The organism is Bacillus sp. LNXM65 (genome assembly GCF_002998575.1).
GTDB lineage: Bacteria > Bacillota > Bacilli > Bacillales > Bacillaceae > Bacillus.
In genome coordinates this window covers 463208-489151 of record NZ_PVRB01000001.1, presented here as the reverse complement: position 1 = coordinate 489151, position 25944 = coordinate 463208, and the positions used below count along the sequence as shown (strand labels likewise).

Annotated in this window: 25 protein-coding genes; 22 read left to right on the top strand and 3 right to left on the bottom strand. The window is 40.7% G+C overall.

The features are described from left to right. Positions 1-10: 10 nt before the first annotated feature. The gene (ylbJ, locus tag C6Y03_RS02395; protein ID WP_106038776.1) at positions 11-1219 is read right to left on the bottom strand and encodes a sporulation integral membrane protein YlbJ; all 1209 of its coding nucleotides are present in this window, start codon (positions 1217-1219) and stop codon (positions 11-13) included. Positions 1220-1377: 158 nt separating this feature from the next. Here ylbJ and C6Y03_RS02390 point away from each other — a divergent pair, with 158 nt between their 5' ends. Next, positions 1378-2157, top strand: a complete 780-nt coding sequence (locus tag C6Y03_RS02390) for a patatin-like phospholipase family protein (protein ID WP_034662583.1) — start codon at positions 1378-1380, stop codon at positions 2155-2157. A gap of 4 nt (positions 2158-2161) precedes the next feature. Beyond that, positions 2162-3190, top strand: a complete 1029-nt coding sequence (locus C6Y03_RS02385; protein WP_034662581.1) for a SepM family pheromone-processing serine protease — start codon at positions 2162-2164, stop codon at positions 3188-3190. 38 nt (positions 3191-3228) lie between these two features. Here the strand turns inward: C6Y03_RS02385 and C6Y03_RS02380 are convergent, their stop codons facing one another. Then, positions 3229-4473 (bottom strand): nucleotidyltransferase, encoded by a 1245-nt coding sequence (locus C6Y03_RS02380; protein WP_189318309.1) that lies wholly within the window; start codon positions 4471-4473, stop codon positions 3229-3231. Between the two features lie 206 nt (positions 4474-4679). Between C6Y03_RS02380 and C6Y03_RS02375 the strand changes: the two genes are divergently transcribed. The 3 genes from C6Y03_RS02375 (at position 4680) to gerR (ending at position 6071) form a co-directional block, all read left to right on the top strand. Further along, positions 4680-5198, top strand: coding sequence for a YceD family protein (locus C6Y03_RS02375; RefSeq protein WP_034662575.1), 519 nt, complete (start codon positions 4680-4682; stop codon positions 5196-5198). Positions 5199-5219: 21 nt separating this feature from the next. Continuing rightward, a complete protein-coding gene (rpmF, locus tag C6Y03_RS02370) occupies positions 5220-5393 on the top strand; it encodes a 50S ribosomal protein L32 (protein ID WP_008354700.1) in 174 nt (57 codons plus the stop codon). A 138-nt stretch (positions 5394-5531) separates the two neighbouring features. Then, positions 5532-6071 (top strand): sporulation-specific transcriptional regulator GerR, encoded by a 540-nt coding sequence (gene gerR, locus C6Y03_RS02365; protein WP_060596186.1) that lies wholly within the window; start codon positions 5532-5534, stop codon positions 6069-6071. Positions 6072-6117: 46 nt separating this feature from the next. Here the strand turns inward: gerR and C6Y03_RS02360 are convergent, their stop codons facing one another. Further along, entirely contained in the window at positions 6118-6597 is a 480-nt protein-coding gene (locus C6Y03_RS02360) for an N-acetyltransferase (RefSeq protein WP_003211702.1), read from the bottom strand. 210 nt (positions 6598-6807) lie between these two features. On the opposite strand from C6Y03_RS02360, the gene C6Y03_RS02355 reads away from it, so the two are divergent. The 17 genes from C6Y03_RS02355 (at position 6808) to C6Y03_RS02270 (ending at position 25795) form a co-directional block, all read left to right on the top strand. Then, positions 6808-7707, top strand: coding sequence for a 2-dehydropantoate 2-reductase (locus C6Y03_RS02355; protein ID WP_060596187.1), 900 nt, complete (start codon positions 6808-6810; stop codon positions 7705-7707). 65 nt (positions 7708-7772) lie between these two features. Further along, the gene (bshC, locus tag C6Y03_RS02350) at positions 7773-9392 is read left to right on the top strand and encodes a bacillithiol biosynthesis cysteine-adding enzyme BshC (protein ID WP_106038774.1); all 1620 of its coding nucleotides are present in this window, start codon (positions 7773-7775) and stop codon (positions 9390-9392) included. Positions 9393-9520: 128 nt separating this feature from the next. Next, the gene (mraZ, locus tag C6Y03_RS02345; RefSeq protein WP_060596189.1) at positions 9521-9952 is read left to right on the top strand and encodes a division/cell wall cluster transcriptional repressor MraZ; all 432 of its coding nucleotides are present in this window, start codon (positions 9521-9523) and stop codon (positions 9950-9952) included. Between the two features lie 66 nt (positions 9953-10018). Then, entirely contained in the window at positions 10019-10951 is a 933-nt protein-coding gene (gene rsmH, locus C6Y03_RS02340) for a 16S rRNA (cytosine(1402)-N(4))-methyltransferase RsmH (protein WP_034662564.1), read from the top strand. 37 nt (positions 10952-10988) lie between these two features. Continuing rightward, entirely contained in the window at positions 10989-11336 is a 348-nt protein-coding gene (ftsL, locus tag C6Y03_RS02335; RefSeq protein WP_012009864.1) for a cell division protein FtsL, read from the top strand. Between the two features lie 7 nt (positions 11337-11343). Further along, positions 11344-13494, top strand: coding sequence for a penicillin-binding protein (locus C6Y03_RS02330; RefSeq protein ID WP_223250459.1), 2151 nt, complete (start codon positions 11344-11346; stop codon positions 13492-13494). Between the two features lie 125 nt (positions 13495-13619). Then, positions 13620-15539 (top strand): stage V sporulation protein D, encoded by a 1920-nt coding sequence (locus C6Y03_RS02320; protein WP_060596190.1) that lies wholly within the window; start codon positions 13620-13622, stop codon positions 15537-15539. Positions 15540-15751: 212 nt separating this feature from the next. After that, complete coding sequence (locus C6Y03_RS02315; protein ID WP_066031763.1) at positions 15752-17227, top strand: UDP-N-acetylmuramoyl-L-alanyl-D-glutamate--2,6-diaminopimelate ligase; 1476 nt, start codon at positions 15752-15754, stop codon at positions 17225-17227. A 135-nt stretch (positions 17228-17362) separates the two neighbouring features. Beyond that, positions 17363-18337 (top strand): phospho-N-acetylmuramoyl-pentapeptide-transferase, encoded by a 975-nt coding sequence (gene mraY, locus C6Y03_RS02310; RefSeq protein WP_003211854.1) that lies wholly within the window; start codon positions 17363-17365, stop codon positions 18335-18337. Between the two features lie 9 nt (positions 18338-18346). Then, positions 18347-19693: a UDP-N-acetylmuramoyl-L-alanine--D-glutamate ligase gene (gene murD / locus C6Y03_RS02305; RefSeq protein ID WP_374955731.1), complete on the top strand. Its 1347-nt coding sequence runs from the start codon at positions 18347-18349 to the stop codon at positions 19691-19693. A 59-nt stretch (positions 19694-19752) separates the two neighbouring features. Next, complete coding sequence (gene spoVE, locus C6Y03_RS02300; RefSeq protein ID WP_003212197.1) at positions 19753-20853, top strand: stage V sporulation protein E; 1101 nt, start codon at positions 19753-19755, stop codon at positions 20851-20853. A gap of 197 nt (positions 20854-21050) precedes the next feature. Beyond that, positions 21051-22145, top strand: a complete 1095-nt coding sequence (gene murG / locus C6Y03_RS02295; protein WP_066030946.1) for an undecaprenyldiphospho-muramoylpentapeptide beta-N-acetylglucosaminyltransferase — start codon at positions 21051-21053, stop codon at positions 22143-22145. Positions 22146-22176: 31 nt separating this feature from the next. After that, positions 22177-23088, top strand: a complete 912-nt coding sequence (gene murB, locus C6Y03_RS02290) for a UDP-N-acetylmuramate dehydrogenase (RefSeq protein ID WP_106038771.1) — start codon at positions 22177-22179, stop codon at positions 23086-23088. Between the two features lie 127 nt (positions 23089-23215). Beyond that, positions 23216-23995, top strand: a complete 780-nt coding sequence (locus tag C6Y03_RS02285; RefSeq protein ID WP_106038770.1) for a cell division protein FtsQ/DivIB — start codon at positions 23216-23218, stop codon at positions 23993-23995. Continuing rightward, positions 23992-24681: a DUF881 domain-containing protein gene (locus C6Y03_RS02280; protein WP_060596192.1), complete on the top strand. Its 690-nt coding sequence runs from the start codon at positions 23992-23994 to the stop codon at positions 24679-24681. The genes C6Y03_RS02285 and C6Y03_RS02280 overlap by 4 nt, the downstream gene beginning before the upstream one ends. A gap of 20 nt (positions 24682-24701) precedes the next feature. Beyond that, positions 24702-25427, top strand: coding sequence for a DUF881 domain-containing protein (locus tag C6Y03_RS02275; RefSeq protein WP_066030945.1), 726 nt, complete (start codon positions 24702-24704; stop codon positions 25425-25427). After that, positions 25427-25795, top strand: coding sequence for a small basic family protein (locus tag C6Y03_RS02270; protein ID WP_003210988.1), 369 nt, complete (start codon positions 25427-25429; stop codon positions 25793-25795). The genes C6Y03_RS02275 and C6Y03_RS02270 overlap by 1 nt, the downstream gene beginning before the upstream one ends. Positions 25796-25944 lie beyond the last annotated feature (149 nt).

The following is a 25944-nucleotide window of genomic DNA, read 5'->3' as shown; positions in this document are numbered from 1 at the left end:
CACCGTGCACTCATCCTTTTTTTAATTTCTGATAGTATAGCGCGATATACAAGATCAAGCTGCATAGCGTGATCAATGGGCCAGCTGTCACAAGCTGATTCCAAAGCACACTGCTGTACACGACGACCTGCTGGCTTGCTTCAAAGGCACCTGCTGGGAGAGCCATGTCAGATCGAGAGACATAAAGAGGCTTGAACAATAAAAAGGCAAAAACAGCTGCATAAATTCCGTGAAGCAAACGAGCGAAGAAAAACGGTTTAAAGCGTATATCTGTTGCCGCCAGAATGCCAGCGACCTGAGCTTGAACAGAAAACCCGCTGAATCCTAATATAAAGCTGACGACAATCGTTTTAGCAAGAAGGGTGACTTCCTGTGACCCTGTCAGCTGACTTCCTAATGTGATTTCAAATAAACCGGCAATCATCGCAAGATCTAATTCTGGCGGAAGATGCATCGTTTGCAGCATATATCCGATCCCTATGGATAAGAGGTCCGTCACATGAACAACTGACAGCATTTTACTAAATACAGAAAATAAGATAATAAAGCCGCCAATCATAAAGAGAGTTTGGACTGATGACATCACCGCATCACTTAAAATTTGGCCGAGCGGTCTTTTCTCTGTGAGTCTTGCTGTATGAAGAGCGCTGAATGCCTCTTGAAACGGTGGGAATAAAAATCGCTTACGGCTTCTCAGATGTGCATCATGCCGCGCTTTATATCCCCGCATCGTCACACCAACAGCGAGATTCCCTAAATAATGTGCGCATGCCAAAACAATCCCTAAAGCTGGATGATGAAAAAAACCAACAGCCACCGCACCGAAAATAAACAATGGATTCGATGAATTTGTAAAAGAAACGAGGCGCTCTGCTTCGATTTGTGTCAGTTGTCCTTCCTGCCTGAGTCTTGTGGTTAATTTCGCACCAGAAGGGAAGCCTGATGCCATTCCCATTGCTAGGACAAATCCCCCTACACCAGGCACTCGAAAGATGGGGCGCATAAATGGCTCTAATAATACCCCGACAAATCTGACAATCCCGAAACTAATTAATAGCTCAGACAAAATAAAAAAAGGAAGCAATGATGGAAATACAACCTCCCACCACATTGCAAGTCCATTTTTAGACGCTTGCAAAGAGGTTTGTGGATGTGTAATCACAGTGGCTGTTAAAAAGATAAAAAAAGCAGCGATGAACAGAGTGTTCCATTTTTTCATGGAGATTTCGCCCCTTGCTGTTATGATCTATTGGCGAGCTCGTGATCAAAAAAGAAAGACACTAGCCGAGCCTGTCTTCTATTACTATACGAGCAGAAGGGGCATGTTTAGACCAATAGATTCGTATATATGCATAGAAAAGAGGAGGGTGGATTTTCATGAGGCGACCAGTCATTGGACTTGCGTTAGGCTCCGGGGGTGCGAGGGGAATGGCGCATATCGGAGTTTTATCTAGTCTTGAGAAACAAGGAATTCAGGTAGATATGATCGCTGGCAGCAGTATTGGCGCACTTGTTGGGAGCTTTTATGCGGCAGGACAAGACGTAGAAAAAATGAAAAAACTTGCACTTGTCTTCAGAAGAAAGTATTATGCTGACTATACACTGCCAAAAATCGGTCTTTTAAAAGGGAATCGAATGTTGCAGCTGATTCACACGTTTACATATGGGAAGAAATTTGAAGAATTAAGAATGCCCCTTGCGGTGGTTGCCTGTGACCTCGAGACAGGGGAGAAGGTCGTGTTTAAAAAAGGGTCTGTTTCACAAGCAGTCAGAGCAAGCATCAGCATTCCGGGCGTGTTTGTTCCTCATGAAATGGGCGGCAGACAGCTAGTCGATGGAGCGGTTGTTGACCGCATTCCTGTGTCTGTTTTAAAAGAAATGGGCGCGGACCTCATTATCGCCTCTGATGTATCAAGGGTGAAAAAAACAGAAAAGGCGACGAGATTATCGGATGTGATTATGCAAAGTTTGGACATCCTTCAAAATGAATTGGTCCGCCATCAAACCATTCACGCTGATGTCATGATCCGGCCGAGGCTTGAAACATTTAGCTCGAGTGCATTTACACAGGTGCAGGAGATGATTGAAGCAGGTGAGCTCGCTGCAGATCAACTAACAGGTAAACTGAAAGATGTCATTGATAAATGGGAGTGTTAATCGAATGAAAAAATTGAATATTCGCTGGCTCAGCTTTTTTGTCGTTATCCTTGTATTATTTGGCTTAACCTTTGTCAAACTGCCATATTACGTGACAAAGCCGGGTGATGCAACCGAGATTGCTCCCCACATTCAAGTAGACGGCGGATATGGCGAGAAGGGCAGCTTCTCACTTATGACGATAAAAGTAGGTCCAGCCAATCCGTATACGTATTTGCTTGCGAAAATGAATAAATATGACGAGATCGTCCCGGAAGAAAATATTAAAGCGGACGGGGAGTCGGATGAAGATTATATGAAAAGACAGCTACAGCTGATGAAAAGCTCTCAAGAAAATGCCATGATTGCAGCGTATACAAAAGCAGGCAAAAAAGTAGATTATACGTTTAACGGGGTATATGCTAGCTACGTGATGAAAGGAATGCCTGCTTACGGCAAAATTGAAGTGGGCGACCGAATCAAAAGCGTTGATGGCAAGACCTATGATTCTGCTGATAAAATGGTTTCGTATATCAGCAGCAAAAAAGCAGGTACATCTGTCCGTTTTGTCCTTGAACGAAATGGCAAAGACATCACGGAGAAAGTGACGTTAAAACCATTTAAAGAAGAGCCGAATCGAGTTGGAATCGGTGTATCATTATTTACAGATCGAAATGTGAAAGTCTCGCCTTCCATTAAGGTGGATATTGAAAATATCGGCGGCCCATCAGCAGGTCTCATGATGTCACTTGAAATTTATAACCAGCTCACAAAAGAAGACGAAACACATGGCTATGCGATTGCGGGAACGGGGACGATTGACGCCGATGGAACGGTCGGTCCAATTGGCGGAATCGATCAAAAGGTCGTGGCGGCAGATAAAGCCGGAAAAGATATATTCTTTGCACCAAACGATAAAGGTGATTCAAATTCAGACTACCGAAATGCTGTCAAAACAGCGAAAGATATTAAAAGTGATATGAAAATTGTGCCTGTAGATACGATGCAAGATGCCCTGAACTATTTAAACAAATTAAAAGAGAAAGCATCTTAATCAAAGAAGAGCAGCCTTCATCAAGGCTGCTCTTTTTGTTAAGACTGGAAGAGACCAGTCTCTTCATCATATCGGATCGGTGAGGTTTTAAACTCCGCTTCCGTTAAGTCCGTTTGCATTGGCTCACTAACGGGCAGGCTGAAGACGCGGGACGCGCGAATATCAAGATCAAGTGCGTGATGTGAAAAGGCAGACAGCTTGCTTATGAGCGGCACGTCCAATTCTTTTTTCACAAGAGATAAGTATTGCTGCCCTTTCTTTGACATACCAAGTAAACGAATGTAAGGCGCTTCTCTCTCTTTCAGCAGCTCATGCATGGCACTCTTTTTCACCCTCATTAAGAGATGTGTATTCATCCGCTGCAGCCTTGTCCACGTATATCGTTTTGTTTTCACAAGAGATAGATATTCCTCGTAGGAGGACGCATGTGAAATCGCCTTTTGCATGCGGTGTTCGATGCCTTCTTCGATTTCATAGATGCCTTCTAGTTCTGCTGTATCCATTGTGTGAAAGACTTGTTTTAAGAAGCTAAAGTAGGCTTCTTGCGTATGTAAAAGACCATAAGAAGAATGATAGTCATGTAATTGCTTGAGCGTAGCTTCTGGGAGATATGGGGCGACTGTTTCAAATGTGCCGTGATCTTTTAAGGCTTTTCGTATACTTGTTGCGCTTGCGATTTTCTGATTTTTAGGAAGTTCTTCATCATGATAACCAGATGAAATCCTTTGAGAGGTAAAGGGCTGCATGTGAGGGGATCTCTCCAAGATGGCTTTGACATAATGGAAACCTAAAATGTTATTTGGCTTGGACAGATCCAGTAAGTGCTTAGGATCAATCACCTCTTGAAACGCAGCTGCTGCAGCTGCTGGATAACTAAGGCCTTCTTTCACCTTTTCTTTTGTGAAAAGGTCAATTTCTCCTTTTTTCTCAAGCCAAGCATGAGCCGTTCGCTCAAATGCTTTAATGTCACCATCCTCGCTGCCGAAAAAAAGGGAGCGGCATTTTAAAGCATCTAGAATCGCCACAGCACCGTTTGCAAAGGTTTCTGCCTTTTGCACTGCGTATATGTATGGAAGCTCACACACAATGTCTACACCGTTTTGCAGCGCCATTTTTGTCCGCGCCCATTTTGAGACGATGGCAGGCTCACCACGCTGGAGGAAGGAACCGCTCATGACGGCAATGGCAACATCTGAGGAGGTATGTGTTTTCGCCTGACGAACATGATAGGCATGTCCATAATGAAATGGATTATACTCGACAACGACTCCTGTTGCTTTCAATAGATGTTCCGCCTTTCTTGCTATGGTTAAATGGTCTATGCTAAAGTAGCATAAGGGAAAAATGAAGCCCATTTTTTTCAGTGTAGGCATTCCGCGAACTGATGTCAAACAACCCTCTGACATCACAAAGGACTGTAAAGAAAAAATATTGACAAATAACATGATGAAAGCTATAATCATGTTTGTTGCTCTTAGAGGTGATACAATTGAAATGGACAGTTTATCAGTTACATCAAAAAGCTAAAAACAGCTTCGATTTTCATGAGACGGTTGACTTAAATGAACTTACTAGCCTTCATTCAGATATACGTCGAATTTCACCGGTAGAGGTGAAAGGGACTGGAGTGATCGAATCAAAGCAAGTCGCATTTGATTTAACCATCACAGGTGAAATGACATTGCCTTGTTCAAGAACGCTTGTTGATGTAAATTATCCATTTGCGATTTCAACGAAAGAACTATTTGTACTTCATAAGACAGACGATATAGAAGATGAAGACGTTTCTATTGTAGAAGACGACATCATCGACTTAACGCCTATAGTCAAGGAAGAAATTCTTCTTGAAGTGCCGATGCAAATCTTTTGCGACCAAACGGATGTAAAAGGTGCTGCACCACAAGAAGGGAATGACTGGGCGGTCATTTCGGAAGATGCACATCAAAACCGAATTGATCCGCGTCTGGAAGGCTTGAAGAAGCTCTTAGAAGAAAATAATGAATCTTAACTCTTTAAGGAGGTGGGAATAATGGCTGTACCTTTTAGAAGAACTTCTAAAATGAAAAAAAGATTGCGTCGTACGCATTTCAAACTACAAGTACCTGGTATGGTAGCTTGCCCAGAATGCGGTGAAATGAAAATTTCTCATCGTGTCTGCAAATCTTGCGGAACATACAAAGGCAAAGACGTAAAAAGCAACTAATGCTTGATAAAAAAACGTGAGGGAATCTTCCCTTGCGTTTTTTTATTTGTCTATTTTTTAGGTTTCTCTCCTGCAAATAGTCTATCTACTCTAGTAGGCGCATATGATGTGGTATTCAGATTCAGGGGGGATGATCAATTGACGATTACAAGGCAGGACGCATGGACACAAGATGAAGATTTACTTTTAGCAGAAGTCGTCTTAAGGCACATTCGAGATGGAGGAACGCAGCTTTCCGCATTTGAGGAAGTCGGGAAAGCATTGTCAAGAACAGCTGCAGCATGTGGTTTCAGGTGGAACTCATACGTTAGAAAACAATATCAGGCAGGCATAGAGCTGGCGAAAAAACAGCGGAAAGAACTGCGTAAAAAAATCGGTATTCATTCCTCTGGTTTACCACAGCATGCGTTAACCATAGAAGAGAAGACATCTTCAATTCAGGCTGAATTGACCCTTCGAGAAGTGATTCAGTTTTTAGAGCAGCTTGAAAAAGAACCTGATGGACCTGCTCATTTACGCGAGGAACTGGCAGATGCACAGCATCAATTGAAGTCACTTACAGAAGAAAATGAACACTTAAAGCGGCAATTAAAAATGACAGAAGAAGATTACCGGGCACTCATTGGTATTGTTGAAAGAGTCAAACAGAATATCAGCTTAAAAGAATATGCTAAATAAAGAGACGCCCCTCACAGAGAAAGGAGGGGCGTTTTGTGATCAGTCTTTAAGCGGATTCACCTGTATTTTTTTGAATATGAGCGGGCTCCCAGATGAGTGGATTTTCACCCTTATCGCGCTCCATATCATATTTTACTGCTTCAAAGCCCATTTTATCCCAAAAACCGGCTGATTTGACGCGCGGATTGGTCCGAATTGGCAATCCGAACGATTTGGCGAATTCAACAAGTGCTTCGCCGTACCCTTTGCGCTGATACCCAGGAAGCACTTCCAGCTTCCACAGCTCTAAATAATCATGATTGTGGTTAAAATACGTTGTCGTTGAGCCGTCCACTTGATAAAGGCTCATACGTGCCACTAGCTTATCTCCAAAATAAATCCCGTAAAATGGAGAGTTGCTGTCATTTTCAATCATATTGCTTTCAAGGTCTTCAAGCATGGATAGCTCTTGTATGCCGTATTCCTTAAATTGTTTAAATTCCTCTAAAGTTTTGTAATTAATTAGAAGTCGTTTTACTTGTGCCATATGATCTTCCCCCTTACACACATAATGTCGACAGTGATGTCATTGAAGGCGTTTTCATCCCATCCGCCTCGAAAAGTTTTTACACTTATTATTATAGTTTTTAAATTAAAAAAATTCAATCATAGCGCGCCATCTGCTTTTTGCATCACGACATGAACCTGTTACAATAATTGATATAATGAAGTAAACAGAAAAAGGGAAGTGCGGCAGTTGAACATTGGAATCATTGGCGGCGGTGCGATTGGTCTGCTTTGTGCTAGTTATTTATCACAGCATCATGACATCACGGTCTTTACAAGAAGAAAAGAGCAGGCAGAAGAGATTCGAGCATCAGGCATTCAGCGAACAGTAAAAGGAGAAACATGTCAGGCGGCTGTTCATGCACAGACAGGAATAACAGGAGTATTTGATTTGCTCATCGTGACGGTGAAATATCATCATTTGCAAGATGTGCTCGATGAATTATCGACATTACCTCGTCAGCGTATCTTATTTTTACAGAACGGAATGGCTCACTTATTAGATTTGGAGAATTGGAAAACGGCACATTCATTATATATAGGTGTGGTAGAACACGGGGCTATGAAGATGTCAGATCATGCAGTGAACCATACAGGTATTGGTGTCATCAAGTGGGGGGCATTTCAGCATGAGGAAGCAGCTGATATAAAAAATGCATTGAATGAGACATCATCTCATTTTCAGATGATCTATACGGATGAATGGAAAAAGGTGCTGGAGGAAAAACTGCTTGTCAATGTCTGTATTAATCCGCTGACGGCTTTGCTGCATGTGAGAAACGGGGAATTGATCGCAAACCCCTCATATGAATACATGATGAAATGTGCATTTGATGAAGCGGTATCCATCTTGGGATTGTCTGAAAAAGAGCGGCTCTGGCCTTATGTCATCTCTGTTTGTGAGAAAACGGCTGCGAATCAGTCGTCTATGCTTCAAGATATTGTGAAAGGCCGCCAAACCGAAAGAAAAGCCATCGTTGGCTATCTTTTAAAAAAGGCTCAAGTTCAAGGTGTTGCGGCGCCACATCTCACTTTCTTTTATCGAAGCTTGGAAGTATTGGAAAAAAAGCAAACAAAATCTTTTGAGTGAGATCATTTACATGCTATACTTTTTTCGGGAAACTAACTATTTATTGAAGAAAGGAAGTTCTAAACATGCAATTGACTGAACTTTCCATCCGAAGTCAGAATTTATTCATACGTGATTATATAGAAGAAAAAAAAGAGATGACGACTTTTTTTGATTATGATATACATTCTGAGCACACATGGAAAAAGAGATACGACGATCTCATGGAAATGAGCTTCCCGCGCGAGGCTTTAGCGGATTATATGAGCGCATACCATGCAAAGTTTGAATCGGCAGCGATGCGTCAGAACATTGAAAAGATCCGTGATGAACGGAGTGTCATGGTGGTTGGAGGACAGCAGGCTGGTCTATTAACAGGACCGCTTTATACCATACATAAAATCATATCCATCATTCAGTTTGCAAAAGAAAAAGAAACAGAGCTTGGAGTCCCAGTGATTCCGGTCTTTTGGGTAGCCGGTGAGGATCATGACGTAGATGAAATTAATTTTGTGTACACGTCTGGCGAAAAAGAACCAGTGAAACAAAAGCTGCCATTACATAACGTCAAAAAAGCGGCTGCGAAAAGAATCCCGCTTGATCAAGAAAAAACCGAGAAATGGCTCCGTGATGTGTTTTCAACATATGAAGAATCTGCGTACACCAATGACTTGCTCGATCAGCTTCTTCGATGTTTACGCAAATCACAAACCTTTACTGATTTCTTTGAATGGATTGTAAGTGACCTCTTTGAAGAAGATGGACTGCTTTTATTTAATTCAGGTGACTTAGGTGTCAAACCACTTGAGCGTGCGTTATTCAAGCACATTGTTGAGACAAATGATGCAGTCACTGCTCGCTTAAAAGACACGCAGGCCGCCATGAAACGAGCAGGATATCAGCCGATCATTGAAGCTGGTGACAGTCAGGCAAACCTATTTTACGAATATGATGAGGAACGTTTCCTAATTGAGAAAGAGAACGGCCGGTTTTCTATATCAGAAGTGGGGCTTACATGGACAAAGGAAGAGCTTCTGCAGGAAGTTGAGGAGCACCCAGAACGGTTTAGCAACAATGTGGTGACGCGTCCCTTGATGCAGGAAAGCCTTCTCCCAACACTTGCTTTTATGGCAGGACACGGTGAGGTTAACTATTGGGGAGAACTGAAAGGAATCTTTGAGCATTTTAAATTAAAGATGGCGCCTGTTCTTCCAAGACTGCATGTGACCATTCTTGAAAGGCACATCAACAAGAAACTGCCGGTTAGAGAACTGTCGGTAGAAGAAGTGCTGACAAGCGGAGTGAATGAAAAGAAAGAAGCGCACTTTGAACAAAGTCTTCCAGACAGCTTTGTTCAAGCAGTTCAACAGGCCAAACGTGAATTAGCGAATGCTCATGGTGTGATGAGACAAGAAGCACTGGAGATTGAACCAAACTTCGAGCAGCTGCTAGATAAAAATGCCAAATTTATCGAAGACCAGCTTCAATTTGTTTATCAAAAGGTGGCGCAGCGTGTGGAAGAGAAGGAAGGATATATCCTTCGGGACTTTGAACGGATTGAAAATAGTTTAAAACCACTGGACGCCCCGCAAGAAAGAATTTGGAATATCATGTATTTTTTAAACAAATATGGACCAGAATTCTTCAAAACGTTCAAAAATCTGCCATTTTCATTTCAAAACAAGCAACAAATTGTCAAACTTTGAAATAAAGTTTTAATGAACCCTGACTAGTTCAGGGTTTTTTTTTATGTAGAAACAGTGTAGAATAAGTTTTGTGGAGAGAAGTGGTGGATAGTGGAGAGTAAGGGTGAGAAAGTGGGGCTCTGATTATCATGTTCATGGGTGAATACCAGCATACGATTGATTCAAAAGGGCGCATGATCATCCCTGCTAAATTTAGAGACGGTCTCGGAGAACAGTTTGTGCTGACGAGAGGGCTTGATCAATGTTTATTTGGCTACCCTATGAGTGAGTGGAAACTAATCGAAGAGAAACTCAAAGCACTACCGCTAACGAAAAAAGATGCACGTGCGTTTACCCGGTTCTTCTTCTCTGGCGCAGTCGAATGCGATCTGGACAAGCAGGGGCGTATAAACATCGCATCAAACCTACTCCAATATGCAAAACTCGAAAAAGAATGTGTGGTCATCGGCGTTTCAAATCGAATTGAGTTGTGGAGTAAGTCGATCTGGGAACAATATACAGAAGAGCAAGAAGATTCTTTTGCTGAAATTGCTGAAAACATGATTGGATTTGATATATAATAATCCCTTGTGCAGCAAGCTTTCTACACATTCATTTCTATTTGAAAAAGGTGGGACCATAACATCATGTTTCAACATGAGACAGTATTATTAAAAGAAACAGTTGACGGTTTAAACGTAAAAGAAGACGGTACATATGTGGACTGCACGCTGGGCGGAGCAGGTCATAGCTCATATTTACTATCTCAATTATCAGAAAAAGGAACATTGATTGGATTTGACCAAGACGATGCTGCACTGGATCATGCACGAGAGAAGCTCGCGGATGCTAAAGCGAACATTCTTTTCATAAAAAGCAACTTCCGATATTTAAAAGAACGTCTGAATGAACAAGGTATTACAAGCGTAGACGGTGTGATTTTTGACCTTGGGGTTTCATCTCCTCAGCTCGACACACCAGAGAGAGGCTTTAGTTATCACCATGATGCACCTCTTGACATGCGAATGGATCAATCAGCCGCATTGTCGGCAAAAAAAGTGGTGAATGAATGGCCATTTGAAGATCTAGTTCGGATTTTCTACAAATATGGGGAAGAAAAATTCAGCAAGCAAATCGCACGCAAAATTGAAGAAGCAAGAAAAAAAGCGCCAATTGAAACAACGGGTGAGCTTGTCGACATTATCAAAGAAGGAATTCCGGCACCTGCAAGACGAACTGGCGGACATCCAGCGAAAAGAGTATTTCAAGCGATCCGAATTGCCGTAAATGATGAATTGAAAGTATTTGAAGAAGCACTAGAACAAGCAATAGAGTTACTCAATCCGAAGGGGAGAATTTCTGTCATTACATTCCATTCACTTGAAGACCGGATTTGTAAAAGTACATTTAGAGAAATGTCTTCTCTTCCAGAACTTCCGCACGGACTACCAGTGATTCCAGAAGGACTTGAACCAAAGCTGAAGCTGATCACGAGAAAACCGATCGTTGCATCAGAACAAGAGCTGGAACATAACAACCGTGCCCGTTCAGCGAAGCTCCGAATTGCAGAAAAAAAGTAAAACGACACCATAGATGATGATAAAAAGGAGGTTTCTTATGAGTAATTTGGCTTATCAAAGAGAAGTGAAGCAACATCAAACAGAGCAGCAAGGCCAATCGGTTGTCATTAAAAGAAGAGGTTCTATCACACTTGGTGAAAAAATCTTACTTGTCATGTTTGTCATGGCTCTTATGTGCAGCTCCATTCTCATCATTTCTAAAGCCTTTGCTGTCTATCACGCCAATATTGAAGTGCAGAAATTAGAACAGCAAGTATCTTTAGAATCGAAGAAGATCACTGAGCTTCAAAAGGAAAAAGACTTGCTGAGTGAACCAGAAAGAATCATCGAAGCCGCAAAAAAAGCAGGCTTAAGCATATCGAAAGATGTTAAGAAGGTCGATTAACATGGCGATGCCTAAAAAGAATAAAATGATGAACAGAGGCGCGGCAATTGCAAGTATTTGCTTCGCCCTGTTTTTCTTTATCATCCTAGCACGTTTTATCTATATTCAGATTACAGGAACGGTTGATGGACAAGTGTTAGCCGCCAAGGCTAATGAACAATATCAATCGAAGAAAACACTTGAAGCCAAAAGAGGGTCTATTTTAGACCGGAATGGAAATGTGATTGCTGAGGATACATCTGTGTATAAGCTTATTGCGGTCATGAGCAAGAAAATGACAGTGGACCCTAAGCACCCAATGCATGTCGTCGATAAAGAAAAGACGGCAAAAGAGCTCTCAAAAGTCATCGATATGAGTGAAAGCGAAATTTTAAAGCGTCTCAATACAAAAGATGCATTCCAAGTTGAGTTTGGTAAAGCGGGGAAAGATATTAGTTTTTCAACGAAGGAAAAAATTGAAAAGCTAAAGCTTCCAGGGGTCGCATTTGAAAAAGACACGAAGCGATATTATCCAAACGGCATGTTTGCTTCTAACCTGATCGGTTATGCCAGATTAGATGAGGCGACAAAGGACATGTCAGGTGCAATGGGACTTGAGAAGGCACTGAACAAATATTTAAAAGAAAAAGACGGCTATGTGACATATAACAGTGACAGAAGCGGATGGGCCTTGCCGAATAGTAAAGAAGACATTGTCGCCCCGAAAGACGGGAAAAATGTCACGCTGACCATCGATCAAAAAATTCAAGCGTTTCTTGAAGAAAGTATGACGCAGGTTGCCAAAAAGTATAAGCCGAAGAAAATCATTGCCACAGTCGTTGATCCGAAAACTGGAAAGGTTCTCGCGATGGGGCAGCGGCCAAGCTTTAATTTAAATGAACTAGACATTACGAATTATAACAATGATGTCATTTCATATGCGTTTGAACCAGGTTCAACGATGAAGATCTTTACCCTCGCTGCGGCGATCCAAGAAGGGGTCTACCAAGGCAGTGGCAAATATCAATCTGGTACTTATAAAGTAGGCGGCGGCCTTGTGAGAGACCACAACAACGGAAATGGCTGGGGGAAAATTGACTTTCATCAAGGGGTTCTCCGCTCATCAAACGTGGCCTTTGCAAAGCTGGCGAAAGAAAAACTAGGCTTCACACGATACGAACAATATTTGCAGAAGTTCCATTTCTATGACAAAACGGGGATTGACTTGCCGAACGAAGCGTCTAGCAAAATCAATTATAGATACGAATATGACAAAGCATCGACGGCTTATGGTCAAGCGTCAGCCATCACACCGATTCAACAAATCGAAGCAGCCACAGCGATAGCAAACGGCGGAACAATGATGAAGCCATATGTCATTGACCATATTACAGACCCGAATACAAACAAAACGATTTTGCAGCACGAACCAACAGCAGCAGGAAAACCGATTTCATCTGATACAGCGAAGCAAGTTCGCGACATTTTAGGTGAGGTTGTTTCCTCAAAAATTGGAACAGGTCAGCCTTACCAAATCAAAGGCTTCGACGTTGCTGGAAAAACAGGAACGGGACAAATTGGCGGTGCCGGCGGTTACCTCCAAGGAAGAAACGATTACGTCTTTTCATTTATGGGAATGGCGCCAAAAGATGATCCGAAGCTGCTTGTTTATGTAGCTGTACAGCAGCCGCAGCTGTCTGAAACAGAAACAGGGTCTGCCCCGGTTTCTCAAATCTTTAACCCTGTGATGAAAAATAGTCTGCTATATTTAAATATTGCACCAACAAAAACAGACGATAAAAAATCAGGCGCAGAAAAAGTGAAACAAGAAACGATGCCTTCATTCCTGGATTTAGAAGTGAAGCAGGCGGAAACAGAAGCCAAAAATAAACACTTAGCGCCTGTTGTCATTGGAGACGGCCTCTCCATTAAACGCCAGTGGCCGAGTGCGGGCTCTGAATTCTCTGAAAGCCAGAAAGTCTTCTTGAAAACAGCAGGGAAAACCATTAAGATGCCTGATATGACAGGCTGGTCCAGAAGGGAAGTCCTTCAATATGCTTCGATTTCCGGTGTGCATATAGAAACAAATGGACAAGGATATGCTGTAAAACAAAGTGTCAAAAGTGGAGCGGAGATTTCAGACAAAGTCGTCACTGTGACATTTAAAAGCCCAAATTAACTTTAAACCTAGCAAACCGCTTGCTAGGTTTTTTCTTTTGCTCCAGCTGAATATCACGTAGCGTTCTACAAAAGGACGGGCCTGCATATGATGAAAACAAGCCATATGTAAGGAGTGAACCGGGCGTGCGAGTGTCAAGTGTAACAGTGAGAAAACGATTGCTTTTCGTGCTGCTGTTTGGGGTGATCATTTTTTTCATCATAGATACTAGATTAGGATATGTGCAGTTTATTATGGGCGAGAAGCTGACAAGCTTAGCAAAAGATTCATGGAGCCGAAACCTTCCATTCGAACCGGAACGGGGAGATATTTTGGACCGGAATGGAGTAGAGCTTGCGACGAACAAAAGTGCCCCATCTATATTGGTCGTCCCTCGGCAAATTAAAGATCCTGCAGAAACAAGCAAGAAATTGGCAGCAGTACTGAATATGTCTGAAGAGAAAGCGTACAAGCATGTCACGAAGAAAACATCAATTGAACGAATTTCTCCTGAGGGCAGAAAGGTATCTCATGAAAAAGCAAAAGAAGTAAGAGAGCTTGATTTAGAAGGCGTGTATGTAGCAGAAGACAGCATCAGACATTATCCGTTTGGCAGCTTTCTTTCACATGTACTGGGCTTTGCTGGAATCGATAATCAAGGTTTACTTGGACTGGAAGCCTACTATGACGATGATCTAAAAGGCGAAAAAGGTTCTGTGAAGTTTTATTCCGATGCAAAAGGGCAGAAAATGCCAGATGAAGCAGACGATTATACACCGCCTAAAGATGGTCTTGATATGAAATTAACAGTCGATTCAAAAGTACAAACCATCATAGAACGGGAATTAGACAATGCGCAGGCAAAGTATAATCCAGATGGTATGATTGCGATTGCGATGAATCCGAAAAATGGTGAAGTGCTGGGAATGTCAAGCAGACCAGATTTTGATCCAGCTGACTATCAATCAGTTGACCCAAAAGTGTTTAACCGAAATCTTCCGGTGTGGAGCACATATGAGCCGGGTTCGACGTTTAAAATTATTACACTTGCAGCAGCATTAGAAGAAAAGAAAGTAAATTTAAAGCGCGATTCATTTTTTGACAGCGGATCTGTGACAGTTGATGGTGCAAGACTCAGGTGCTGGAAAAAAGGCGGGCACGGATCACAGTCATTCTTGGAAGTGGTTCAAAATTCCTGTAACCCCGGCTTTGTAGAGCTAGGAGACCGTCTTGGGAAAGATAAATTATTTTCCTATATTAAAAATTTCGGATTTGGCCAAAAAACAGGAATCGACCTTCAAGGGGAAGGGCGGGGGATTTTGTTCCCGCTTGATCGTGTAGGTCCTGTAGAGCAGGCGACCACGGCCTTTGGGCAAGGTGTATCTGTTACGCCGATTCAGCAAGTAGCTGCAGTAGCAGCTGCGGTAAATGGCGGGACACTTTACACGCCTTATATTGCAAAAGAATGGATAGATCCAATCACAAAAGAGGTCGTGAAAAAGCAATCACCGATTGCCAAAAAGAAAGTGATTTCAGCAGAGACATCTAAAGAAATCAGGTTTGCACTTGAAAGTGTAGTCGCCCAAGGAACTGGCCGAAATGCATTTGTTGAAGGGTATCGGGTCGGCGGAAAAACAGGAACAGCACAGAAGGTAAAGGACGGAAAGTATATGGAGAATAACCATATTGTGTCGTTTATCGGATTTGCGCCTGCAGATGACCCAAGTATTGTAGTCTATGTGGCTGTGGATAACCCAAAAGGCACCATTCAATTTGGTGGTACCGTGGCCGCACCAATTGTTGGTCATATTATGCGGGACAGCCTGCCAGAGATGGGTGTGAAAAAAAGAAAAGGGCAAATTGAAAAGAAGTACCAGTGGCTGGACACAAAAACCATTGAAGTACCGAATCTTGTAGGAGGATCTGTTTCAGATCTTGAAACCCTCTTGATCAACCTAAAGATCGATGCCTCAGGAACTGGCAGTAAAGTAGTGAAGCAATCACCTGCTGCTGGGACAAAGGTCAAAGAAGGCTCCACGATCAGATTATACTTAAACGATGAATAATAAAGAATGAACAGAGGGTAGCCGCACTCATTCGGCTGCCTCTTTTTGTTGAAAGAGAAGAACCGTTTGAAAAAAAGAGTCCAAAGTGTGTTTTTTCCAACAGAAACTTAAGGAATACGCTGGATGTATCCTTTTTTTTACGATAAAATATAGACTGTGTGTTTTTTTCACAAGACATGCACGTGAACGAATTTGAGAGGTTTGATATGAAAATGAAATTACAAGAACTGCTTACATACTTTAAAAGTGAAAACAACGAATTGATAAACGAAAATCCTGATATCACTTCCATTGAAATGGATTCAAGAGAGGTGAAAAAGGGAAGCCTTTTTGTCTGTATAAAAGGCTATACAGTAGATGGACACGATTATGCTGAAAAAGCGGTGAAAAGCGGGGCTGCAGCAATTGTAGCGGAACACCCTCTTAACATAACAGATGTACCAGTCATTATTGTGAAACACTCTCAAAGAGCACTTGCAAGAATAGCTGATGCGTTTTATGGACAGCCAACTCATAAGCTGAATCTCATCGGGATCACAGGCACAAACGGAAAAACCTCAACAACACACATGATCGAACAAATGATGAGAAAAGCCGAGAAGAAAACAGGCTTAATCGGTACGATGTATATGAAGGTGAATGATGACATTCTCGACGTGAAAAACACCACACCTGAAAGTGTCACACTTCAGAAAACGTTTAAACAGATGCTTGATCAAGATGTAGATACAGCCATTATGGAAGTATCATCACATGCACTCCATCTTGGCAGGGTGCATGGATGTGATTATGATATTGCTGTTTTCACAAACCTTACACAGGATCATCTTGACTACCACAACACAATGGAAGAATATAAACACGCGAAAAGCTTGCTATTTTCTCAGCTCGGAAGCGCCTTTCATCACAATAAACCCAAGCATGCGATTTTAAATGCAGATGATGAGGCTTCGAGTTATTTTGAAAAAGTCACAGCTGCTGAAGTCATGACGTATGCCTTAGAGCAAAAAGCAGATGTCATGGCAAAAAATATTCAAATCATGCCGAAGGGAACTCAATTTGATTTGGTCACTCCAATTGGCACCAAGAATGTGACGGTTGCCCTCGTCGGAAAGTTCAATGTGTATAATATCCTGGCAGCTGTATCAGTCGGGATCGTATCTGGCTTAACGTTTGAGTCGATCGTTAGTGCGATTGAAGAGTTGGAGGGAGTCAAAGGCAGATTTGAACTTGTAAACTGCGATCAAGATTTCCCTGTCATTGTCGATTACGCGCATACACCTGACAGTTTAGAAAATGTCCTCACAACGTGTAGAGAATTAACAGAGGGCAAAATTTTCTGTGTGATTGGCTGCGGCGGCGACCGTGATAAAACAAAGCGTCCTCAAATGGCCCAAATCGCTGTGAAATATGCAGATGAACCTGTATTTACATCAGACAACCCAAGAAGCGAAGATCCTTCAGCCATTTTAAAAGATATGGAAAATGGGGTGCCAGACGCGTATTATCATAGCTTTGTGAATCGGAAACAAGCCATCTTCTTTGCCATTGCCAATGCGAAAAAAGGCGATACAGTCTTAATAGCGGGTAAAGGCCATGAGACATATCAAATCATTGGCGATCAAGTCTATGACTTTGATGATGCAAAGGTTGCAGTTGACGCTATTTTAGATCTAAACAAATCTTAAAATGATGAAAAGAGTGTAATGAAATGAAGCATTTTGTACAAAAACAACATACGAAGAACGCGAATGAATACCATAATAATGAATGCAATTTTCTGATGGAAAACGGCTTTGGAAATTCGGAAGGAGTAAAGAACGATGCTTGAACAGGTGATATTGTTTACAATCATAATGGGATTTTTAATCAGTGTTCTTTTATCCCCGATTTTTATACCGTTTTTAAGAAGACTTAAATTTGGTCAAAGTATTAGAGAAGAAGGCCCGCAGTCTCACCAAAAGAAATCTGGTACTCCGACAATGGGCGGAATTATGATTATCTTTTCTATCACCATTACAACGATTGTGATGATCAACAAATTCTCTGAGATTAGTCCAGAAATGTTTTTACTGTTATTTGTCACACTTGGTTACGGCCTATTAGGATTTTTAGATGATTATATTAAAGTAGCGATGAAACGAAATCTTGGATTAACATCGAAACAGAAATTAATCGGTCAAATTGTGATCGCAGTGATCTTTTATGCAGTTTTCCATTATTATCAGTTTGCAACGACGATTCGCATTCCAGGAACAGACGTCAGCTTTGATTTAGGATGGGCTTACTTTATCCTTGTCGTTTTCATGCTTGTCGGAGGTTCTAATGCCGTGAACTTAACGGATGGACTGGATGGTCTCTTATCTGGAACCGCTGCTATTGCTTTCGGAGCTTTTGCCATACTGGCTTGGAATCAATCCCAGTATGATGTAGCGATCTTTTCAGTAGCTGTTGCAGGAGCCGTCCTTGGTTTCCTTGTGTTTAACGCACATCCTGCAAAAGTATTTATGGGTGATACAGGTTCTCTAGCATTAGGCGGAGCCATTGTAGCAATTGCGATTTTAACGAAGCTTGAAATTTTACTTGTCATTATTGGTGGAGTATTTGTTGTTGAGACGCTATCCGTTATTCTTCAAGTGATCTCCTTTAAAACAACCGGCAAAAGAATCTTTAAGATGAGTCCGCTTCACCACCACTATGAGTTAGTTGGCTGGTCAGAGTGGAGAGTAGTTGTCACCTTCTGGACAGCTGGTTTATTACTTGCTGTTTTAGGAATTTACATCGAGGTGTGGTTATAATTGAATAAGATGCAAATGTTAAAAAACGAACATGTACTAGTATTAGGTCTTGCAAAAAGCGGATATGCGGCAGCTTCAATTCTTCATGAACATGGAGTAAATGTGACGGTAAATGATCAAAAACCGTTTGAAGAAAACGAACCTGCTCAGCTACTTTCTGAAAAGGGGATTGATGTCGTTTGTGGCAGTCATCCTCTTCGTATATTCGAAGATAAAGAAATTACGATTTTAATTAAAAATCCAGGAATTCCATATGAAAATGTGATGGTTCAAGAAGCGCTTCGCCGCCAAATTCCAGTTTGGACGGAAATAGAATTAGCGTATCATTTAACCTCATCCTCTTTTATTGGGATTACTGGATCGAATGGAAAAACCACTACCACGACTTTGATTTATGAAATGCTGAAAAAAGACAGCCAAAAAACATTAGTGGCGGGTAATATTGGAACAGTTGCCAGCGAAGTCGCTGCAAATGCAGCTGGCGATGAGTGGATCGTAACGGAACTCTCTTCTTTTCAGTTAATGGGAACAGTTGAGTTTAGACCTAAAATCAGTTTAATATTAAATATTTTTGATGCACATTTAGACTATCACCACACTCGTGATGAGTATGAAAAAGCAAAGCAGAAAGTATTCGCACATCAACATGAAGATGATATCGCTGTAATTAACCTAGATGATCCATCGGTCGTAAAACTGGCAGAAGGTTCAAAAGCAAAAAAAGTGTTTTTCTCAGTGAAAGAGCCAGTAGAACATGGTGCGTTTATTCAACATGGTGCAATTTACTACATGAATGAACATATCATTGATGTAAAGGATGTTGTCCTTCCTGGTGAGCATAACCAAGAAAACATTTTGGCAGCTATTTGTGTTGTGAAAAATGCAGGCTGCTCAAATGAAGCAATCGTACACGTTCTCACGACATTTAGTGGAGTGAAGCATCGTCTGCAGTTTGTAGATACAATTCAAAGTCGGAAATTTTATAACGATAGTAAAGCAACCAATATTTTGGCAACAAGTAAAGCATTGTCAGCCTTCGAACAACCGACCATTTTATTAGCAGGTGGACTTGATCGCGGCAATGAATTTGATGAATTGAAACCTTTCATGAAAAATGTAAAAGGAATTATCACATTTGGTGAGACTGCACCTAAGTTTGTGAAGCTTGGTGAAGAGCTTGGAATACATCACGTAAAACATGTCGATAATGTTGAACAAGCAGTACCTGCGGCGTTTAACATATCTGAAGAAGAAGACGTGATTTTATTATCTCCGGCTTGTGCAAGCTGGGATCAACATAAAACATTTGAAGAACGTGGAGACATGTTTGTAAACGCCGTGCATATGCTTAAATAAGGGCTTGTCTCTCATATGACTGACAGCCCAAATGAAATTATGCTTGGGGTGTCGGTCTCTTGACGAATAAGAAAACTTCTCCGGATTTTTTGCTTGTTGTCATTACGTTACTTTTATTGACGATTGGTTTAATTATGGTGTACAGCGCTAGTGCTGTGTGGGCATCGTATAAATTTGATGATTCGTTTTATTTTGCAAAAAGACAGCTTTTGTTTGCCGGAATCGGAGTTATCGCAATGTTTTTCATTATGCGAGTCGATTATTGGACGTGGCGGACTTGGTCAAAGATATTGATTGCTGTTTGTTTTCTCCTTTTGCTGCTTGTACTCATTCCTGGTATCGGTATGGAGAGAAATGGATCAAGAAGCTGGATCGGTGTCGGTGCGTTTAGTATTCAGCCCTCTGAATTTATGAAGCTTGCGATGATTGCGTTTCTTGCAAAATTCTTATCTGAAAAACAAAAAAATATCACATCCTTTCGCAAAGGTTTTGCCCCAGCTTTAGGCATTGTATTTTCTGCATTTGCCATCATTATGCTTCAGCCGGATCTGGGAACAGGAACGGTGATGGTTGGAACCTGTATTATTATGATATTTGTTTCAGGTGCGAGAATTGCTCACTTTATATTTCTCGGTCTTATAGGACTCAGCGGGTTTGCTGCACTTGTCTTATCAGCACCCTACCGAATAAAACGAATTACATCGTACTTAAATCCTTGGGAAGATCCGCTAGGCAGTGGGTTTCAAATTATTCAATCCTTATACGCTGTTGGTCCAGGTGGTCTGTTCGGAATGGGACTTGGTCAAAGTAGACAAAAATTCTTCTATTTACCTGAGCCCCAAACGGACTTCATCTTTGCGATATTGTCTGAAGAGCTTGGCTTTATAGGGGGATCACTCATTTTACTCCTCTTTAGTGTTCTATTATGGAGAGGCATACGAATAGCACTTGGAGCCCCAGATTTATATGGAAGTTTCCTAGCAGTTGGTATTATTTCAATGGTTGCCATTCAAGTAATGATTAACATCGCAGTTGTCACTGGACTTATTCCTGTGACAGGTATCACGCTCCCATTCCTTAGTTATGGCGGCTCATCACTGACATTAATGCTGATGGCGATTGGCGTACTTTTGAATGTAAGCAGGTACGCAAGATATTAACGTGCTGAAGCTCATGAAACCATGTTGACGTTTATTTTGCAAAAGTACAAAAAAATGATTTGAAGAGTGAAAATGACAGTTTTTGTTTCGAAAACGTGTTTTTTGACTCTTCTTTACAGGTTTTAACGGAGCCCTGTTGTTTAAAACAGGGTTTATACTTTGTTCAGAGCAGAAAAAAATTGAGGGGAAATGGTATAATGCGTATAGTAATCAGTGGAGGCGGAACAGGCGGACATATTTATCCGGCCTTAGCCTTTATTAAAGAAGTGAAAAGACTGCATCCTGATGTGGAATTTTTATATATCGGTACTGAAAATGGACTTGAAAAGAAAATTGTAGAAAGAGAAAATATCCCTTTCAAGGCGATAGAAATTTCAGGTTTTAAACGAAAGCTTTCCTTTGATAACGTCAAAACGGTGATGAGATTTTTGAAAGGCGTTCAAAAAAGCAAATCTTACTTAAAAGAATTCAAACCTGATGCGGTCATTGGAACAGGCGGTTATGTGTGTGGGCCTGTGGTTTATGCGGCTTCTAAGCTGAAGATCCCGACTATTATACACGAACAAAACAGCCTGCCTGGTATTACAAATAAGTTCCTAGCGAGATATGTTAATAAAGTAGCCATCTGCTTTGACGAAGCAAAGGCACATTTTCCTTCTGAAAAGGTTGTATTTACGGGAAACCCTAGAGCCTCTGAAGTCGTCTCTATAAAAGAGGGGAAATCTCTTAAAGAATTTGGGCTCGATGAACAGAAAAAAACGGTTCTTATTTTCGGCGGGAGCCGAGGTGCTGCTCCTATCAATAGAGCAGTGATCGAAATGCAAGATGATTTAAAGGCTAAAAACTACCAGCTTTTATATATCACAGGTGAGGTTCATTATGAAAAAGTGTTGAATGAGCTAAAGGAAAAAGGTGCAGCACCTAATATGATCACAAAACCTTTCTTGCATCAAATGCCGGAGTACCTGAAATCGATCGATGTGATTGTTGCAAGAGCGGGAGCTACAACAATTGCTGAAGTAACGGCTCTTGGAATCCCAACCATTTTTATTCCGAGCCCATACGTGACGGCAAATCATCAGGAAATCAATGCAAGATCACTTGAAAAACATGATGCTGCGATTGTTTTAAGAGAATCAGAGCTTTCAGGGGATCGTCTGCTGCATGCAATTGATGAAATTGCCGGTAATGAAGAAAAACTCAACCAAATGAGCCGTTTAACGAAAGAACTCGGAGTACCAGATGCGGCTGCACGTTTATATAATGTGTTAAAAGATATTACGACTACATGATGGAATGATATTAGGTAAGGCGGAGGGTAATATGGAGAACTTGAAGAATGAATTATTAGAAGCGCAAGTTGGTAAAGTACTTGAAAATGAGCCGCTTGCTAATCATACAACAATGAAAATAGGCGGACCAGCAGATCTTTTGATCATCCCAAAAGATATCGATGCAGTTAAAACGATCATGGATCAGGTGAAAAAACACCATACGAATTGGACGATCATTGGAAGAGGATCGAATTTACTTGTACTTGATAAAGGAATTCGTGGAGTTGTCCTAAAGCTAGGTGCTGGACTGGATCACCTAACTGTAAATGATGAAGAAATTACAGTTGGCGGCGGCTATTCTGTCGTAAGGCTCGCGACATCTCTTAGTAAGCAGGGTCTTTCAGGGTTGGAATTCGCAGCTGGTATTCCAGGGTCTATTGGAGGCGCTGTTTATATGAACGCAGGTGCACATGGATCTGATATCAGTAAGATTCTTGTGAAAGCTAGAATCTTATTTGAAGATGGAAGCATCGAGTGGCTCACAAATGAACAGATGAATTTCAGCTATCGAACATCAGTCCTTCAAAAGGAACGACCTGGCATTGTTCTCGAAGCCGTGTTTAAGCTCAAACAGGATGATCGCGAAAAAATCACAAAGAAAATGCAGCAAAATAAAGATTATCGTAAAGAAACCCAGCCTTATAACCGGCCATGTGCTGGCAGTATTTTTCGAAATCCGCTGCCTGAATATGCAGGACAGCTTGTAGAAAAAGCGAATTTAAAAGGATACCAAATCGGCGGAGCTAGAATATCTGATATGCACGGCAACTTTATAGTCAACGCTGGTGGAGCTACTGCTCAAGACGTGCTGGACTTAATTCAGTACATCCAAAAGAAAATTAAAGAAGACTACAACGTAGATATGCATACAGAGGTAGAAATTATCGGTGAAGAAAATTAACAGCTAGTTTTTATGAATGATGGCATCACAGGAAAACAAACGGCATGAAAGAATGCCGTTTGTTTTCTCATCAAAATGATGACCCAAAGGTGTGGACAAGCAGCTTTGAATGAGGTGAAGAGTATATATGCGGCCTGATCATGAAAATGAAAAGATCGTCAATATAGAAGAGCGAATTCCTAAAATTAAAGAACAAAGGAAGCAAAAAGCGAATCGTAGACTGATCTCTTTTATACTACTGTTTTTTATCATGGTTTTAATTATTATTTATTTGCAAACACCAATCAGCAAAATTTCTTCTTTAACCATCACAGGTAACGAGCATGTCTCTACAAAACAGCTTGTTAAACTTTCACAAATTAAAGAAGGCGAAACAGAGTTTTGGAATTTAAATAAAGATATAACAGCAGATCATATTAAACAAAATAAACTGATTAAAAGCGTTAGGATCAAAAAGCATTTCCCAAATAAGGTCAGTATTGCTGTCAAAGAATATGCAAATATTGCGTATCTTCAAAAGGGAAATCTATATTATGAGCTTCTTGAAAATGGGACCGCTTTATCAGAAGAAGTTACACCGAGTCATGCAGGACCTATTTTTGTCGATTGGGACAATAAGGAGAAGCTGAAGCAAACCGTTAGATCTTTAAATCAGCTGCCAGCCTCTATTCAGGAACTCATCTCAGAAGTATATTATGTGCCGACAAATTCAAACCAGTGGCTAGTTAAATTTTATATGAATGACGGAAACACTGTGATTGCATCAATTAAAACATTCGGTGATAAAATGAAAACCTATCCAGCCATTGTAAAAGAACTTTCGTCTTCTGAAAAAGGCACAATCCATATGGAAGTCGCTACGTATTTTGAAGCGTTTAAATCTAAGAAAAAGGAAGATGAGCGTTGAGAGGCAAAACAGTTATATTCTCAATTGTCATGCTTGTTCTTGGTTTTCTGATTTCTTTTTCATACCAATATACAAAGCAGCATCAGGCAGATGTCATTCGAACAGAGCAATGGAAAAAAGAATACTCTCTGAAAAGTCAGCTCACAAAGCAAGAAAAGGCGAATCAGAAACTCGAAAAAGAATTATATAGTCTTCAATCAAAGGTTCAAGCGACAGAGTCCAATTTGAAAAATGAAAAAGAGCAGTATTTTAATGTACTGGAAGATGTTGAGAAATACAGAATGTTTACAGGAGAGATCGGTGTAAAAGGAAAAGGGGTCAAAGTATCTCTTGAAGATGCATCTTATATCCCGAGTGGACAAAATGTCAATAATTACATTGTGCATGAGAGCCACATTTTTCATGTGATAAACGAACTATTTATATCAGGGGCTTCTGCTGTATCTATTAATGGGCAAAGAATTACACACCAATCATACATACATTGTAACGGTCCAGTTGTCACAGTTGATGGTGTTCAGCATCCAGCACCATTTGTCATTTCTGGTATTGGAGATCCGGCTGTGTTAATACCTGCTTTAAATATTGCAGGAGGAGTGGTCGATCAGCTGACAAGTGATCACATTTCAATGACGATTGAGAAAACGGATATTCGTATGAACCCTCTTTTAAGAAACAAAGATTAAAAGTGAAAAGGTGAGTGGTGTTGAGGAAAAAGAAGCCTTTACTTAGTTTAACAGCTTTAATGATCATATTTGGCATCATGGTCTCCATCCAGTTTAATTCTTTACAAAAGCCCAAAGTTCGTGATACTCGTGATGTTTGGGAACTGAGAGAGGATTTATCTGCATCTAAAAGTAAGGAATTGGATTTGCTCAAAGAAATTGATAAATACGACGAGATGCTAAAAAAATATGGTCATCAAGGAGATCAATCAAAAGAAGCACAATTAACAAAAACGTTAAAAGATTTAAAAGAAAAGGCTGGTTTTACAGAAGTGGAAGGGGAGGGGATTGAAATTGAAATTTCTCAGCTTTTTTCAAAGGACCTTACCGGAGAAGAAGTGAAAAATATCCCGCCTGATCTTCTGAAAAAATTAATTAATGAAGCCAATATGTTTGGGGCAAAACATATTTCCATCAATGATCGCCGTGTAATTAATACAAGTGTGATTCGAGATATTAATGGCACGACAAAAATAGATGGTTACAGCTTAGATAGTGATGAAGTCAACATTAAAATGATTAGTGAGCAGGCCGACAAATTATACAGCCGTTTAAATGTATCAGATATTGGTGATTTGTTTGCTCAGGAAAACTTCAGCTTGAGTATGAGCCAGCCGAAGAAAAAAATCCATTTAAAAGCATATGACGGTGCAATTCAAGTAAACGAATTGAAGCCTCTTGAAGATGTAAAGGAGGGAAAATCTTAATGTGGCTTCCTGTACTTGGCTTAATCATAGGAGTTGCGATCGGTTTCTTAACAAATTTTACGATACCGAATGAGTATTCTAACTATCTTTCCCTCGCTGTACTTGCTGCGCTTGATACATTGATTGGTGGAATCCGAGCACATCTGCAAGGGGCATACGATGAACTAGTGTTTGTATCAGGCTTCTTCTTTAATATTATACTCGCAATAAGTTTAGCTTTTCTGGGCGTCCATCTTGGTGTAGACTTGTACTTAGTCGGAATGTTTGCATTCGGCGTTAGATTGTTTCAAAATATAGCAGTTATTAGAAGAATTCTACTAACAAAATGGACAATTTCAAGAGAAAAAAAGAAAAAAAGTGAGTCATAAAAAAGGATATACATATGATGTAACGAATATTTTCAGTAATCCTAATAAAAAATGTTGATTTTTTAAGTTTTGTTACACACTTGTAAAAACACATTCATTGTATTGTTGTTCAGCAAATAATAGAATAGAAAGTATTGATATGTGAGGAG

What these genes read in the sequence shown, in the direction of transcription:
- ylbJ (WP_106038776.1), bottom strand. Translation starts at nt 1,219, where the DNA reads ATGAAAAAATGGAACACTCTGTTCATCGCTGCTTTTTTTATCTTTTTA.
- C6Y03_RS02390 (WP_034662583.1), top strand. Translation starts at nt 1,378, where the DNA reads ATGAGGCGACCAGTCATTGGACTTGCGTTAGGCTCCGGGGGTGCGAGG.
- C6Y03_RS02385 (WP_034662581.1), top strand. Translation starts at nt 2,162, where the DNA reads ATGAAAAAATTGAATATTCGCTGGCTCAGCTTTTTTGTCGTTATCCTT.
- rpmF (WP_008354700.1), top strand. Translation starts at nt 5,220, where the DNA reads ATGGCTGTACCTTTTAGAAGAACTTCTAAAATGAAAAAAAGATTGCGT.
- C6Y03_RS02360 (WP_003211702.1), bottom strand. Translation starts at nt 6,597, where the DNA reads ATGGCACAAGTAAAACGACTTCTAATTAATTACAAAACTTTAGAGGAA.
- bshC (WP_106038774.1), top strand. Translation starts at nt 7,773, where the DNA reads ATGCAATTGACTGAACTTTCCATCCGAAGTCAGAATTTATTCATACGT.
- mraZ (WP_060596189.1), top strand. Translation starts at nt 9,521, where the DNA reads ATGTTCATGGGTGAATACCAGCATACGATTGATTCAAAAGGGCGCATG.
- rsmH (WP_034662564.1), top strand. Translation starts at nt 10,019, where the DNA reads ATGTTTCAACATGAGACAGTATTATTAAAAGAAACAGTTGACGGTTTA.
- ftsL (WP_012009864.1), top strand. Translation starts at nt 10,989, where the DNA reads ATGAGTAATTTGGCTTATCAAAGAGAAGTGAAGCAACATCAAACAGAG.
- C6Y03_RS02330 (WP_223250459.1), top strand. Translation starts at nt 11,344, where the DNA reads ATGCCTAAAAAGAATAAAATGATGAACAGAGGCGCGGCAATTGCAAGT.
- C6Y03_RS02315 (WP_066031763.1), top strand. Translation starts at nt 15,752, where the DNA reads ATGAAATTACAAGAACTGCTTACATACTTTAAAAGTGAAAACAACGAA.
- mraY (WP_003211854.1), top strand. Translation starts at nt 17,363, where the DNA reads ATGCTTGAACAGGTGATATTGTTTACAATCATAATGGGATTTTTAATC.
- murD (WP_374955731.1), top strand. Translation starts at nt 18,347, where the DNA reads ATGCAAATGTTAAAAAACGAACATGTACTAGTATTAGGTCTTGCAAAA.
- murG (WP_066030946.1), top strand. Translation starts at nt 21,051, where the DNA reads ATGCGTATAGTAATCAGTGGAGGCGGAACAGGCGGACATATTTATCCG.
- murB (WP_106038771.1), top strand. Translation starts at nt 22,177, where the DNA reads ATGGAGAACTTGAAGAATGAATTATTAGAAGCGCAAGTTGGTAAAGTA.
- C6Y03_RS02285 (WP_106038770.1), top strand. Translation starts at nt 23,216, where the DNA reads ATGCGGCCTGATCATGAAAATGAAAAGATCGTCAATATAGAAGAGCGA.
- C6Y03_RS02270 (WP_003210988.1), top strand. Translation starts at nt 25,427, where the DNA reads ATGTGGCTTCCTGTACTTGGCTTAATCATAGGAGTTGCGATCGGTTTC.